15 protein-coding genes and 2 pseudogenes are annotated in these 13,805 nt (G+C 41.7%); 8 read left to right on the top strand and 9 right to left on the bottom strand.

Annotation, left to right across the window (positions count from 1 at the left end; all coding sequences use genetic code 11):
• Positions 1-207 precede the first annotated feature (207 nt).
• Positions 208-585: a tyrosine-type recombinase/integrase gene (locus tag AC6I3O_RS27480; protein WP_334638584.1), complete on the bottom strand. Its 378-nt coding sequence runs from the start codon at positions 583-585 to the stop codon at positions 208-210.
• A gap of 250 nt (positions 586-835) precedes the next feature.
• On the opposite strand from AC6I3O_RS27480, the pseudogene AC6I3O_RS27475 reads away from it, so the two are divergent.
• The 5 genes and pseudogenes from AC6I3O_RS27475 to AC6I3O_RS27455 form a co-directional block, all read left to right on the top strand.
• Positions 836-1,020: pseudogene (locus tag AC6I3O_RS27475) on the top strand (TnpV protein); the annotation flags it as partial.
• Positions 1,021-1,549: 529 nt separating this feature from the next.
• Entirely contained in the window at positions 1,550-2,461 is a 912-nt protein-coding gene (locus AC6I3O_RS27470; RefSeq protein ID WP_334638583.1) for a DUF2268 domain-containing putative Zn-dependent protease, read from the top strand.
• Entirely contained in the window at positions 2,454-3,203 is a 750-nt protein-coding gene (locus tag AC6I3O_RS27465) for a MerR family transcriptional regulator (RefSeq protein ID WP_334638582.1), read from the top strand. Before AC6I3O_RS27470 ends, AC6I3O_RS27465 begins: the two co-directional genes overlap by 8 nt.
• Before the next feature lie 3 nt (positions 3,204-3,206).
• A complete protein-coding gene (locus tag AC6I3O_RS27460) occupies positions 3,207-3,389 on the top strand; it encodes a cysteine-rich KTR domain-containing protein (RefSeq protein WP_334638733.1) in 183 nt (60 codons plus the stop codon).
• Between the two features lie 421 nt (positions 3,390-3,810).
• Positions 3,811-4,056: pseudogene (locus AC6I3O_RS27455) on the top strand (recombinase family protein); the annotation flags it as partial.
• Between the two features lie 231 nt (positions 4,057-4,287).
• On the opposite strand, the gene AC6I3O_RS27450 reads toward AC6I3O_RS27455, so the two are convergent.
• Positions 4,288-4,494: a hypothetical protein gene (locus tag AC6I3O_RS27450; protein WP_334638581.1), complete on the bottom strand. Its 207-nt coding sequence runs from the start codon at positions 4,492-4,494 to the stop codon at positions 4,288-4,290.
• A gap of 169 nt (positions 4,495-4,663) precedes the next feature.
• Between AC6I3O_RS27450 and AC6I3O_RS27445 the strand changes: the two genes are divergently transcribed.
• A complete protein-coding gene (locus tag AC6I3O_RS27445; protein WP_497853936.1) occupies positions 4,664-5,083 on the top strand; it encodes a helix-turn-helix domain-containing protein in 420 nt (139 codons plus the stop codon).
• 20 nt (positions 5,084-5,103) lie between these two features.
• Positions 5,104-5,667, top strand: coding sequence for a Uma2 family endonuclease (locus AC6I3O_RS27440; RefSeq protein WP_159757482.1), 564 nt, complete (start codon positions 5,104-5,106; stop codon positions 5,665-5,667).
• Positions 5,668-5,735: 68 nt separating this feature from the next.
• Here AC6I3O_RS27440 and AC6I3O_RS27435 read toward each other — a convergent pair whose 3' ends face one another.
• The 5 genes from AC6I3O_RS27435 to AC6I3O_RS27415 form a co-directional block, all read right to left on the bottom strand.
• Complete coding sequence (locus tag AC6I3O_RS27435; protein ID WP_334638577.1) at positions 5,736-5,957, bottom strand: tetratricopeptide repeat protein; 222 nt, start codon at positions 5,955-5,957, stop codon at positions 5,736-5,738.
• A gap of 181 nt (positions 5,958-6,138) precedes the next feature.
• The gene (locus AC6I3O_RS27430; protein WP_288175909.1) at positions 6,139-6,984 is read right to left on the bottom strand and encodes a tocopherol cyclase family protein; all 846 of its coding nucleotides are present in this window, start codon (positions 6,982-6,984) and stop codon (positions 6,139-6,141) included.
• A gap of 104 nt (positions 6,985-7,088) precedes the next feature.
• Positions 7,089-7,832: an ABC transporter permease gene (locus tag AC6I3O_RS27425; RefSeq protein WP_016220825.1), complete on the bottom strand. Its 744-nt coding sequence runs from the start codon at positions 7,830-7,832 to the stop codon at positions 7,089-7,091.
• Positions 7,829-8,560 (bottom strand): ABC transporter ATP-binding protein, encoded by a 732-nt coding sequence (locus AC6I3O_RS27420; protein WP_016220826.1) that lies wholly within the window; start codon positions 8,558-8,560, stop codon positions 7,829-7,831. Before AC6I3O_RS27420 ends, AC6I3O_RS27425 begins: the two co-directional genes overlap by 4 nt.
• 167 nt (positions 8,561-8,727) lie before the next feature.
• Positions 8,728-9,363 carry a type 1 glutamine amidotransferase family protein gene (locus AC6I3O_RS27415; protein WP_016220827.1) on the bottom strand — a complete coding sequence of 212 codons (636 nt, stop codon included), beginning with the start codon at positions 9,361-9,363 and terminating at the stop codon, positions 8,728-8,730.
• 116 nt (positions 9,364-9,479) lie between these two features.
• Between AC6I3O_RS27415 and AC6I3O_RS27410 the strand changes: the two genes are divergently transcribed.
• The gene (locus AC6I3O_RS27410) at positions 9,480-10,412 is read left to right on the top strand and encodes a helix-turn-helix transcriptional regulator (protein ID WP_159757473.1); all 933 of its coding nucleotides are present in this window, start codon (positions 9,480-9,482) and stop codon (positions 10,410-10,412) included.
• Positions 10,413-10,424: 12 nt separating this feature from the next.
• Here the strand turns inward: AC6I3O_RS27410 and AC6I3O_RS27405 are convergent, their stop codons facing one another.
• Positions 10,425-11,333: a helix-turn-helix transcriptional regulator gene (locus tag AC6I3O_RS27405; protein WP_159757470.1), complete on the bottom strand. Its 909-nt coding sequence runs from the start codon at positions 11,331-11,333 to the stop codon at positions 10,425-10,427.
• 147 nt (positions 11,334-11,480) lie between these two features.
• A complete protein-coding gene (locus tag AC6I3O_RS27400; RefSeq protein WP_497853930.1) occupies positions 11,481-13,733 on the bottom strand; it encodes an ATP-binding cassette domain-containing protein in 2,253 nt (750 codons plus the stop codon).
• Positions 13,734-13,805 lie beyond the last annotated feature (72 nt).

Here is a 13,805-nt window from a genome sequence, read left to right as displayed (position 1 = left end):
GCATAATAACTCTGTTAAAATATATTATACATTATTCTCATGGAACAATATATATTTTTCTCAGATAGCCAATATTTCCAGTATTTACAAGGCTTTCATATATCACATTCTAGTATTTTACATCACGTTTGACACCATTCTGCATAAATCAGGCAGCAGGCTTCTGCTCTTCCTGCTTCCCTCTTCTGACCCAATAATGTCCTTATATCAAAACTGGCTTTCAATCTTCTTGATCTCCTCTCTTTCCAATTCGGCTGTCACATGAGTATATATGTCCATGGCCAAATCAACCGTAGAATGGCCAAGGTGCTCCGGACGCACCGCCTGCAGCTTCATATTGCCTATCTCCTGCTTTATATGCTTATAGCTTTTCTCATTGCTAATTATAGTTGTTTCCCGGACAACATTCACCCGGTATTCCTTTAACCAAGTGCTATACCATGAGTCAACCGTTAACCGCTGCGGCTTTGCATAGATTCCATGGTCAATCTCATATTTCACATCCCGCAGCTTCTTTTCTACCTGGAAGGCGCTAACATCAAACTGTCCGACACAGTGTCGGATATCAATGGTAAGAGCGCACACAATATTTTAGAATACCTTCTCACCGGAGCATCTATGGATGAGGCGAAATATAACGAATTGTATAAACAGAAAATCATTGCCCATAACCTCAAAGCCACTAAGGAACAGATCATAGATGACCTCAATGGTGTTATGAGTCCCCTTCAGCGCCGGATGATGTAGGACGGATTTTGCGGACATTCAAAATAAAAAAGAATGTGGATGTAACAGGTAATGGCAAAGACGATTTTTGAGGAACTGGGCGGAAAATACGAGCGGCAAACTCAACGCCCATCTTTCTGATATAGACAGACAGGCGCAGGAACGCTTTGAAAGGCTCATAGAGGGTATGAATCAAGCACAGGGCAAACGGAACAGCTAAAGGCTGAAAACGCCTTAGAATGGATAAAGCAAATCCAAAAGTTTAGATTTTTCCTGAAATCCAAACTTATATAAAATCCAAACTTTTCTGAAAACGGCTTGATAACAGGGGATTCTTGCCGGAAAAAGTTTGGATTTCATTTCACAAAGCGCAATACTCTAATTATGACAAAATGAGTAAAATATTGCTATTTAGCTCTGTTTCAATCAATTTATTCTCATTTCTGACAAGAGAAGGGCAAAACAAAACCCAAACTTTTCTATCAGAAAATGCCTTGAATAAAGGAGTTACAAAAGAAAGTTTGGATTTCTCCTAAGTTTGGATTTCAGGACGAATGAATAACATACGGGCTTGTGCGATGGAGATTGTGAACAAAGAAATTATTTACGTATAACAGACTGGCGGCAGAGGATAAAAGCTCTGCTGCTCTTCTTTTCGGGGAGTTATGATTAAGCGATATGAAACCGCTTAAAACAAGAGATTCCATATTTGTATTTAGGAAATAAAAATATGAAAGTCGCTTTTTTCGGGAATACACTTGACTTTAACGCAACGTAATAGTTTATAATTATAAAAAAATTGGGGAGGAAGGATGATATAATTATGAATGTAAATGCAATTCGTTCAGACGGTATTTACGCAAAAATTATGAAAGCTCCGTTTGATAAGAAAGACGATATTTATCGTTATGAGATGATGATGCCTTTTGAAAAAAAATTGGCTTGCTACAGTATACCGCTAAAAGCAACTACACCAAATGGATATGACGTGATAATGGCAAGCGGCATGCTTGGTCATATTGTGCCAACAAAAGTGGATGAAACTCAACGGGATAATATTGAACGTATATCTTCTGATAGTCTTTGGATTGATTGTAAACAGTCAATCCAAAGGTCGTTGAACTGTTTTTCTAAAGCAGGAGTTGAACTGCCTGTTCAAGAGTATTTGTTTACCATTCTGTTGGCTAATGCTGAAAGCCCTTATACCATAATGAATGAGGGTTATTGCGGGGACGGGGGCATCCCAGGATATATTATGGCTTGGCTAATCCCTAACGATTACACAATAGAGCATCTTCCAGTTGCATTTGCACATGAAACTAATCATAATGTGCGTTTCCAGTTTATTAAATGGAAAAATGATATTACACTCGGAGAAATGATGGTCAGTGAGGGGCTTGCAGAAAACTTTGCCACATATTTGTATGGAGAAGATAAGGCAGGACCGTGGGTTAAAAAAACAGATATGAAAATGCTGAATGAATATATCAAACCAATTATTTATGACGGACTAAATGTGCAGGGGCTTGAAAATCTCAATGCTTATTTATATGGCGATGAAATGGCGGCTTTACAAAACTATCCCCCCGTTGAGCTGCCCTATTGTGCCGGATATGCCTGCGGCTATTATTTAGTGAAGCATTTCTTGAAAAAAACTGGTAAAAGTATAATTGAAGCGACACTCTTGCCCGCAAAAGAAATTTTAGACGCTGCGGAGGATTTTTGGAATGATTAAAAAGACTATGTCTGTCCATGAAGTTGCTAAATTGACTGGTATCACCGCCCGCACACTTCATTATTATGATGAAATTGGGATTTTGAAACCTACGGGCTTAACCGAAGCGGGCTATCGAATGTATGACGATACAGCACTTAGCCGGTTGCAAAGTATTTTATTGTTCCGTGAGTTAGAATTTCCTTTAAAGGAAATTAAAGCAATTCTTGACAGTCCTGACTTTGACGCATCAGAAGCTATTTCTCAACAAATTGAGCTGTTAGAATTAAAATGTAAACATATAGAGGAACTGATTACCTTTGCCCGCGAAATTCAAAACAAGGGAATAACGGCAATGAATTTTGAAGTTTTCGGCAAAAGCGAGATTGAAAAGTATAAAGCGGAAATCAAAGCAAAGTGGGGCAATACCAAAGAGTATCAAGAGTACAAGAAAAAGGATATTGCCCGAAACGGAGGTAGTTATAGTAAGATTGCAAACGAACTGTTGACAATATTTTTTAAATTAGGAAAATTGAAGCATTTAGCACCTAATGCTGATGAAGTACAAAACGGAATCGCTGCAATACAGAAATTTATAACTGATAATTATTATGAATGCACCAATAAAGTGCTTAGTGGATTGGGTGAAATGTATGTAGGTGATGAACGCTTTAGGAACAATATTGATAACGCAGGCGGTGATGGAACTGCTGTTTTTGTTAAACAGGCTATTGTTGTATATTGCAGTAAAAGAAAGGTGTAATTAATTGTGACGGAATGGATACGCTGTCCTGCTTGCGGAAATAAGACTCATAACAAAATTAGAGAAAAAACGATTTTGAAAAACTATCCTTTCTATTGCCCGAAATGCCGACAGGAAACATTGATTGAAGCAAAAAATTTACAGGTAACGGTTATTGAAAGGCTTGATGTGAAAACACAGAGCTAATTAACAAATCGACCTATCGTTATTTATGAGGTGATTAGGATATGGAAGATAATATTTATTGTATAATAAAAAAGTCTATGCGCTCTATTTTTATGTAAAGGAGCAAAATTTTATTGGCAAAGACAGAAACACACAACAAAGAGTCACCCGACAGCACCCACCCGCAAAAATTATCGTGGAAAGTCACTATGTAGGCACTGAAAAATGGAAACGGTATTCAAACGGATAGCCGGGGAACAGATAACAAAAAAGATTAAGGAGATAGCGGAAAACAGCGGAAATTAGCACTGGAAACGGAAAAGGGAATATATAGTATAATAGGAGTTGCGGTACGAATTATGACCGCCCCGCTTTCCGCCAGCTTATCGAGGACATACAGGACGGTGAAGTGTCAACGCTCATCACAAAAGACTTGTCATGATTGGGAAGGAATTATCTTGAAACGGGTACTTATATCGAGGTATTTTTCCCAAACCATAATGTACGGTACATTGCAATCAATGACGGAGTGGACTCCATAGATAACGCACAAATGGATATCATGCCGTTCCGCAACATCATCAATGAAATGTACGCAAAGGACACGTCAAGGAAAATCAAACGCGCACTCCACGCAAGGAGAATGCAGGGCAAGTATATGGCTACTACCGCCCCGTTCGGTTATATATGTGAAACGGTTACTTCGCTGTGCAAATTTTATGTACCTCCATGCTTATTTTCTCTGACGGATGGCCACAGGCATATTATAATGCCTGCATCCCCCCAATTTGCTTATTTGGCAGGTTACCTGCCCCTGCCGGACTGCTATTCCGGTAAGGGCATTTCATTTATACTATTGTAAATCTCCGGCTTCTTGCCAGCTTCACGAACTGGCTGTACACATCCGGGAGCACCGCTTTCAGAGTTTTGCTGTCAATGCGCGGTTGCTGATGATTTCTTTCCAGTAGATGATGAAATTCTTAGTTTTTAATTCATCGACTCCTTTTCCCTCTAAATCTGCCTTAATCTCGGCTTTCACTTTCTCCGCCTGGGCTTCCAGCTCTTTCATTTGCGCTTCAATAGTCTGCAGCTTTTTAACTCTGTTCTCAATCATTCTCTCCGTCATGGTGTGTTCTCCTTTCATGCAACGTTTTTCTTTATCTTTATGCTTTTATTCTACATCATTATATATAATATGTATGCTTTTTATAGATTATCTATATTTTTTTGTAGGTTTATTATTGCATTATATAGAAACATCCGCTATAATACAATTACCGAAAGGAAGTGAGTAAATGGCTTTTTCTTATGACAAACTATGGAAATTACTAATAGATAAAAAAATGACTAAAGAAAATTTCCGTATATTAATCAAAGCATCTCCTACAACAATAGCAGCAATGGGTAAAGGGGAAGGTATTTCCCCTAAAGTCTTAGACCGTATATGTACAGCTTTTAATTGCCAACCTGGTGATATCATGGAGCATGTACCTAACACTAGTTCAGAAAGGGGAGAAATATTTCAAATGACAGAATATGATTTTATTAAAACCGTAACAGTAAAAATTGATAACAGGCAATCCGTCTCAAAAAAAGAAATTAATACCGCCTTGAATTATCTTCATGCACTTCAATCAAGCAATGCATATCCAGGCTCTAAGATTGAAGCTATGCATATCGGTGGAGTACTCGCTGATGAATTAAGCAAAAAGTAATTCGGAAAGGAAGTGTTGCCATGTCAGCATTACAACCACAACCTATCATTACCACTCTGGAAGAATATGAAGCACTCCCGGAGGATACAAGAGCAGAAGTCTTTGACGGACAGATTTATTACATGGCCAGCCCATCACAAGATCACCAGACTATTCTCACAGAACTGCTTGTCTCTATCCGTAATCATATACGGAAGAAGGGCGGAGGATGCCAAGTATTCCCGGCTCCATTCGATGTGAAGCTTTCTACGGAGCTGCTTACCATTGTCCAGCCTGACATCATGATTGTGTGTGATAAGGACAAGCTAGATGGTAAGCGCTGCAATGGTGCCCCGGACTTCATCATTGAGATTGTTTCCCCTGGGAATCCGTCAGATGATTATATCCGCAAACTCTATTACTACAAAAATGCTGGAGTCCGTGAATATTGGATTGTAGATCCGCGCCGTAAGACTGTGACGGTTAACTATTTTGAGGGAAATATGCTCAATGTTCAATATTCCTTTGATTCTACAATTAAGGTTAATATCTATGATGATTTGTACATCAATTTCTCTGATATTGCCGGTTTGCTGAATATTTAGCCAAAAGAAAAGGCATGTGCTCCGCTGCATATGTCTTTCATTCCGTCTATGTAATTTTCTGTCATTCTCTACTGTTCTTTCTTATTTTCTTCTAACCACTGCTCAAAATTTCCCTCTGGATTCCACTTATAAAACGCTATTTTCATATTTTCCAAAATAATTTGTGCATTTGGATGGGCCTCTCCTAGTACCCTTTCTTTAATCTGCAGACTCTTCTTTTGCAGTTCTTCCGCTAAATTTCTGACACCATTTACACCAATTTTGACACCGTTTTTTTGTAAATCAGTCAATAATATACGAGCATAGACGATATATAATGCTTTGATATAACGTATTGACGATGGGAAACGGCAACAAATACTAAGAGCAATTTTATTCTCATGGGATATTTTCTTACAAAAATGTAAGGTGAATGCTTAATCTGAAAGCCAAAGCAAAATTGCCAACGGAAAATCCGCTGGCAACCAACATTTACTTCGATAATTCATATTCAAAAGAAGCCCTGTCTGTCTTAAAGGAAAAGAAAATACGTTCTCCCTTCCGAAATCTGTAAAATGCCTGGCAAGCCGCGCTTTCGTGAATCGTCCTCGTCATGTCTCCATTAGCAGGAGCTTTAAGAGGGCGCTTGACTCCCTCCAGCAATCTTGCTTCTAACTCCAAATCTCCCTGAACAATTCGAAGTTTCCCATTCTGAGCCTGTACTGCTCTTGCCCCCAAATAAGTTGCCAGCCGATATTCTCTGCCCTTCCATAACACAACACCTATGACGCCGCGAAAATGAAACCCTGCAACGGGAACATCGGCCACAGATAACATCAGCGACCCGTCCGGGAAACCGCACTGTGTCCACACATATTCTTTAGGAAATGAACATCCCTGGTCACCCTCCCAATATCCGAATGCATCCTGAAACAAATATTCCTGGCCATTAACGTACACCCTGCCTTGAACAAAATGCCGCATGCTTTGCACACTATGCCGGCATTCTAGAAAAGGCAGTACGGAAAATGGCCCCATAATATCATATTTTAAAGGAAAAATCGGTCCAAAATGCAATTTTCCATTTATATTTAACTCTGGCGTATGTATTGCCAAAAGGATTCCTCTCTTTCCAAAGCGATTTTGTCCTATCCGAATATCCTCTCCTGTCCGATGAAATGCAGCAACAGGGAAATCAACTTTCCATGAATGATGTTCTGTAATGATCTGAATGGAACAAAATTTCTTTTGTTCTGACTTGTGGACTGCCGGTATAACTGCCAGCGTCTGAGTCGCAGACTGACATTTAAAATACCATCCATAAAAAAAATTACGCATAAATTCTGTCCTCCATTGAGAGATATTTTATTTTTCCTCAAATAGCTGTCATTTATACACCGCAGTCCCTATAGTCAGAATCACTGATTATATTTTGCTAATGTTTATTCCCACTGAAAGCACTTCACCGCAATTCCCGTGCAAACAATAGCAACAGCCCCCATGACCGCTACCGGCAGCCACAGGTTATCAACAGCCAGCCCCAGTGATGCCGCTTTCATAAGCTGTATCCCCTGTGTCAAAGGAAACAATCCGACAATCTTCTGCAGCATCTTTGGCATTACCTCAAACGGTACAGTTGCTCCTGAAAATATCAACATAGGGAAATACAGGATACTGGCTATAACGCTGGCTATTTTCGTATCTTTTGCAATCCCGCCTACCATCATGCCGATACTTAAGGTAGAAATCAATGTAAGAAACCAGCTCCCAATAAAGGCAGGCCAACTCCCACGAAACGCCACTCCCCAGAAGCATGCAGCGGCCGGAAAGAGAAGAACCATAGAAACAAGGGCATACAATACATAAATCGTAAATTCTACAACGAGAAGCATGACCGGGCTCACAGGAGTCACCTGAAAACGTTTCAGGATTTTACGTTCCCGATATTCCGATACCACAATCGGCAGACCCATAAGGCCTCCGGCACAAATAGATATGGTACACACCGCACTCATAGACTGCTCCAGAAACGTATACTCTGCTCCGGGATATGCCGGCCTGGACTGATAAATAATCCCAAGGACAACCAGTACTACTACCGGCATAATCACCGCAAAAATAACCATATTCATATTTCGGATATTCAATTTTAGTTCTGTTTTCAAAAGATTTGTAAAAGTCCTCATGCATCTGCCTCCTCATCTGAAAATTTTAAATAAGCATCCTCAAATTTTTCACATCCGCTTTGCTCTTTTGCCTGCTCTATTGTTCCATAAAACACCGTCTTACCTTTTTTCAGGATACAGACCTCATCACAGAGCGCTTCCACCTCATCCATAAAATGCGATGTAAGAAAAATAGTCAGCCCCTGCGCTTTTAAATCCTCCAGAATCTTCCACACTGTCCTCCTTGCCTTCGCATCAAGCCCCGTTGTAAGCTCGTCTAAGAAAACCAGCTCCGGCGCCGGGATAAGCGCCAAGGCAATAAACAACCTCTGACGTTCACCCCCTGACAGACTTTTTACCGCATTTTTCAGCTTATCGCCAATTCCAAACCGCTCACAGAGTTCCCTCCAGTCTGACGGGCTGTCATATAAACATGCTATTTCCTCGCATATTTCGGAAACTTTAATCTCTGGCTGATAATCTCCTTCTTGAAACTGGACGCCTACCTTTTGGAACAGTGCCCGGCGTTCTTTTCCTGGGTCACGTCCCAATACAAGCGCTGTCCCTTGTTCGGCCCGCCTGGTTCCTAAGATACATTCAATCGTTGTACTTTTCCCTGCTCCATTTGCTCCCAGCAGCCCAAAGACTGTGCCATTCTTAACGGAAAGATTCAAGCCGTCCAATACCTTTTTCCCGTTATAAATTTTTGTAAGGCCGCTTACTCTGATGGCTTCTTTCGCTTTTCTCATTTTTATCTCCTCTCTTACTCCTGTTTTCAGATTGCAGTATAGCATTACCCGGAAATATCTTCTCGACTTTTTTTGGCATATTTGAGGTGCCGCGCTTTTCAGCTGATGGAGCTTGTATGAGATAAGTTATGGTGGAAATTTCTTTTCTGCCGCTGGGCAGATTGATGTTACTTATTAGCCTTTGGTAGTGTTTGCATAAGCGCAAAGAAATGTTGTGTCTCGCCAGTATTAAAATACGCATACCATTCTTCCAGCGTGTCGGGTCTAAAAACGCCTAAGTGCTCAATAATCTGCTTTGCCCACAGCAAGGCTCCAGATGCACTTGCGGTAATGAGATTGTCACCCACAACAGAAAGCTTGTCCACAAAGCAATCTGTCCCTTTATAGTTGGGGCAAAACATTTCAAGAAACCCTGCTCCGTTGCTTGTGTGCGGGCGCTGATCTAGCAGTCCTGCGCGGGCCAGAGCAACAGTAGCGCCACAGATAGCGCACACAGTAGCACCCACAGAAAGTAGCTCAGTCGCTTTCTTGATAATAGCACCATGTTTCGGATCATCCCAGGTGTTTCCCCCTGGCAACAGTAGAACACTCTTATCATTCATCACAATATTATCAATTACACAATCTGGAATAATGTTAAGACCGCCCATTGTTTTTATGGGCTCTTTTGAAATACCGACCGTTTTGACCGATACGTCTGGTGCATCCTTTTTGAAGAATCGACCAGAATTTAATTCCGCGGTAACGTACCCTATTTCCCAGTCTGCCATAGTGTCAAGAGTATAGACATAGATCGTAAACATAACTCTCCTCCATCTTCATAGTTGATTAGTCTGCTCCCTTATTGTATCATGTAATTGTTGACATCATTATGTCAGCATTTATGTGATAATAAAAGAATTTGAAAGGCGGCTCTCGAATGAAAGTAGATAGACTTGTTAGTATTATTATGATACTCCTTGAAAAAAAGAGGGTAAGCGCACAGAAGTTAGCAGATACGTTTGAAGTCTCGCCCCGCACAATATACCGCGATATAGACACAATTAGCATGGCAGGTATTCCTATCCGTTCTACATCAGGAGTAGGCGGAGGATTTGAAATTATGCCAGATTATAAGGTTGATAAAAAAGTTTTTTCGGCGGATGACCTCTCAGCACTTTTGATGGGCCTTTCCAACCTTTACAATATAGTTCGGGGGGATGAATTGATACACGCTTTGGCAAAAGTCAAAAGTTTTATTCCTGCCGACAGAGCGAAAGATATAGAGCTAAAAGTGAACCAAATATGTATAGATCTGAGCCCGTGGGTAAGCAACAGAAATACTCAATCGTATTTGGAAATTATAAAAACTGCTTTGCAGGAAAACAGGGCAATTTCCTTTAGTTATATAGATCGTCATGGAAATAAAACAACACGAACAGTCGAACCATATCAGCTTGTACTAAAAAGCAATCATTGGTATTTTCAAGGATACTGTTATAGCAGAAATGATTACCGCTTATTTCGATTGTCTCGCATGACAGATTTGCAAATGAAAAAAGATACTTTTGTTCCACGGGCTTATCAAAAACCTATTTTAGACATCGCAGAAATTGTGGAAACACTGCAAATAGAAATCAAAATCCGTATCCATAAATCTATAATGGACAGAGTACTTGACTTCTGCGCTTATGAACACTTTACGCCAGATGACGATGAATATTACATTGTAGACTTCCCCTTTATTGATAGAGACTACTACTATGATATACTTCTAAGTTTTGGCGATAAGTGCGAATGTCTGGAACCTTTACATATCCGTGAAAAAATAAAATATAAAGTACATAATATAGTTGCCCTATATGATAATTAGAATCTTAGATATTTACTTTATTCTATCGCTCTGACAATGCACATTAAGCGCCTTAATTGCACGCAATTCTATATATCCCCGTTCCCCCCGCGGTTCCAGCTGGATACGTGGGCTATCGTCATCCCATTCGTAACCAATCACTGCCGGATCATATTGGTTCATAGAATACTGTACGGAAAGGATTGCCTGGGAATAATCTTCCTCCCTGAACGGCTCACCCTGAAAAACCAGATACTCCGAAGCAGGCAGGGAAATGATATCAAATCCTTCCGGGATCCCACCTGCATAGTCTGACTCCACTTCTACCCCCTGTACATAAGTAGACGTACCCGGCGTCTTAAATCTTTCAGGCAGCCAAAGGCAGACGGGCTCCCCGCAGAGAGAATCCATACTCGTGAGAATTCCCCATATGTCACAGTTTACCTCGCTGCAGTAATCAAAATAATCCTCTGCGCAAATACCCCGCTTGATGATTGCCTTGCGCTCTGGCTTTCGGATTACCTGTACAAAAACACTCTGCAAATTTTCCATATCAACAACATCCTTCCTTAATTCTTTGAATTTCACACCATAAGGGATAAAAAGCGCAATAGGAACCGGGTCCTTTACATAGTCTCCTGGATTACAGCCAAATTCTTTGTAAAAGGCTCGTGTATATCCGTCCACACTGCCAAAGCCGCACTCATAAGCTACATCTGAAACAAGACACTGCTCCTGCTTCAGCCGCATAGCGGAACGTGTAAGACGCAGCTTCCGAATATATTCCGCCGGAGTTGCCCCCAGATAATTCTTAAACAGCCGGTAGGAATGCCATGGGGAATAGAGCGAAACTTCCGAAAGTTGAGTTAATGTAAGTTCTTCTTCCAAATGTCCCTCAATATATTCCTGCATCCTCTGAACAGCCTCCATTTGTTCGTTCATACCGCCCTCCTGATATACTGCTAATGCTCCACCCTGTCAGAATCCAGATTCAAAAACCATACAGTTAATGAATCTAGTACAACCTCGCAGAATTCACTGTTAATTATGCAATGCTGTACTAGATTCCGGCCAGGTAAAACACTCGATTTATTGCAAAGACCTCCGTAAATATTCAGCCGTAATCGTTTTCCCATGCCAAGCCATCTCTGACGGAGTTCCGGTAAAGACAATTTCCCCTCCGGATGTTCCGCCATCCGGGCCGATGTCAATCACATAATCTGCCAGCTTTACCACATCCATATTGTGTTCTATCACAATTACCGTATTGCCCCGCTTTACAAAACTGTCTAAAAGCTCCATGACTGTCTGTACATCTGAAGCATGAAGTCCCGTTGTCGGTTCATCCAGCACGTAGATATTGCCTCTCTTATCCAGATATTTTGCCAGTTTCACCCTCTGGCGCTCTCCGCCGGATAACGTAGACAGAGGCTGCCCCAATGATAGATAGGATAACCCAACCTCCACCATAGCATGTACAGCTTTGCGAATCTTTGGACAGCCTGAAAAAAACTCTTCTGCTTCTTCCGCATTCATGTCCAGAATATCCACAATATTTTTTCCATGATAGGAATACGAAAGGGCTTCTTCACTGTACCGGCTGCCGCCGCAGGCCTCACAGGTGGTCGTCACCGGATCCATGAAAACCAGCTCTGTCACAATCACTCCCCGTCCTTTACAGTCCGGGCATGCCCCTTTACTGTTAAAGGAAAACAAGCCTGCACCTACACCGTTCTCTTTCGCCAGCAGTTTACGTATATCATCGAAAAATCCTAAAAAAGTTGCAGGCGTAGAGCGTCCTGTGGCCGTCACCGGAGACTGATCCACTAAAATCACCCGTTCCTCATACTGCTTCGCAAAAATATCACGAATCAGCGAACTCTTCCCCGAACCCGCCACACCAGTCACAGCGGTCAATACATTTAATGGAATATCAGCGGAAACATTCTTCAGGTTATGGATATTTGCGTTTCGGACCGGAAGAAACCCTTCCGGTTTTCTGGTCGTTTCTTTCAATGGTATCAACGCTTTCATGGCATTACCTGTTAGAGTGCCAGAATCCAAAAGCCCGGTATAGCTTCCCTGATATAGGATTTCCCCGCCTTTTCTCCCCGCCAACGGTCCGATATCAATCACTTCATCTGCAATGCAAATCACATCCTTGTCATGCTCCACCACCAAAACACTGTTCCCCTTGTCCCGCAAGGACAAGAGCAATTTTGTCATACGGTGGACATCCCGCGGATGCATTCCGGTACTCGGCTCATCAAATATATAAGTCATTCCGGTAAGCGCACTTCCCATATACCGTACAAGCTTAAGACGCTGCGCCTCACCGCCTGATAAAGTGGCAGACTCCCGGTTCAGGGAAAGATAAGGAAGCCCAATGTCGATCATCCGGTTCAGAGTTGTAACCAGCCCTTCTGCAATCGACTTGCCCCTTGGATCTGTAATGGTTTCCAACACTTTCCGAAGCTCTGTAAGCTCCATCCCGCACATCTCGTTAATGCTGTAACCTGCGACTTTGCAGGAAAGCGCTGCAGAATTTAAGCGTTTCCCACGACAGAGCGGACATTCCAGAGGATGCACATAATTTGCCAGACGTTTCATGGATGTCTCGCTCATATCGGAATTGTCACGTTTCAGAAGCAGGCGGCTCATCATATTATGGATTCCCTCTACTTGCTTCGACACACGCTCTCCGCCCTGTTCCCTGGAGCCATATAGCAGGAGGTTGCGTTCCTCTTCCGTATAATCACGCCATTTTTTTTCAGGGTCAAATAAACCGCTTCCTATATACTGTTTCCAATACCAGTTATTCACATGAAATGTAGGGAGATCCACCATCCCCTCATTCCAGCTCTTGTCCTCTGCAATCAACGGCAAAATATCAAGCTCCATCACCTTACCGATTCCAAAGCATTCCGGACACATCCCGTTTGGTTTATTGAAAGAAAAATAGGAAGCTGTACCCACATACGGTTCCCCGATACGTGAATAGAGAAGACGCAAGGCAGAATACATATCGCTGATCGTCCCTACGGTAGACCGGGCATTCCCTCCAAGCCTTGTCTGGTCAATGATGACCGATGCAGACAGATTTTCAATCTTCTCTGCTTTCGGCTTCTCAAACTTGGGGAGCCTGCTCCGAATATATGCCGTATACGTTTCATTCATCTGCCGCTGGCTCTCTGCGGCAATCGTATCGAATACAATACTGGACTTTCCGGAACCGGAAACTCCGGTAAATACAATAATTTTTTCTTTTGGAATTTCAAGAGAAATATTTTTCAGGTTATTCTGGCACAATCCCTTTATGATAATGCTGTCTTGATGCGGCATATCTGTTCCCCTTTCTTAAATTTTCTGTTCGCAGTATAGCATTGTTCCAGAATATAGTCTCGACTTTTTTTG

It is taken from the genome of Sporofaciens sp. St.21A7 (genome assembly GCF_059728535.1).
The sequence above is the reverse complement of the archived record's forward strand: the minus strand, read 5'-3'. Positions and strand labels throughout refer to the sequence as shown.

Coding starts and splice junctions, on each gene's coding strand:
- AC6I3O_RS27425 (WP_016220825.1), bottom strand. CDS start 7,832: ATGAGGACTTTTACAAATCTTTTGAAAACAGAACTAAAATTGAATATC.
- AC6I3O_RS27450 (WP_334638581.1), bottom strand. CDS start 4,494: ATGACGGAGAGAATGATTGAGAACAGAGTTAAAAAGCTGCAGACTATT.
- AC6I3O_RS27470 (WP_334638583.1), top strand. CDS start 1,550: ATGAATGTAAATGCAATTCGTTCAGACGGTATTTACGCAAAAATTATG.
- AC6I3O_RS27440 (WP_159757482.1), top strand. CDS start 5,104: ATGTCAGCATTACAACCACAACCTATCATTACCACTCTGGAAGAATAT.
- AC6I3O_RS27445 (WP_497853936.1), top strand. CDS start 4,664: ATGGCTTTTTCTTATGACAAACTATGGAAATTACTAATAGATAAAAAA.
- AC6I3O_RS27465 (WP_334638582.1), top strand. CDS start 2,454: ATGATTAAAAAGACTATGTCTGTCCATGAAGTTGCTAAATTGACTGGT.
- AC6I3O_RS27430 (WP_288175909.1), bottom strand. CDS start 6,984: ATGCGTAATTTTTTTTATGGATGGTATTTTAAATGTCAGTCTGCGACT.
- AC6I3O_RS27415 (WP_016220827.1), bottom strand. CDS start 9,363: ATGTTTACGATCTATGTCTATACTCTTGACACTATGGCAGACTGGGAA.
- AC6I3O_RS27400 (WP_497853930.1), bottom strand. CDS start 13,733: ATGCCGCATCAAGACAGCATTATCATAAAGGGATTGTGCCAGAATAAC.
- AC6I3O_RS27420 (WP_016220826.1), bottom strand. CDS start 8,560: ATGAGAAAAGCGAAAGAAGCCATCAGAGTAAGCGGCCTTACAAAAATT.
- AC6I3O_RS27410 (WP_159757473.1), top strand. CDS start 9,480: ATGAAAGTAGATAGACTTGTTAGTATTATTATGATACTCCTTGAAAAA.
- AC6I3O_RS27405 (WP_159757470.1), bottom strand. CDS start 11,333: ATGAACGAACAAATGGAGGCTGTTCAGAGGATGCAGGAATATATTGAG.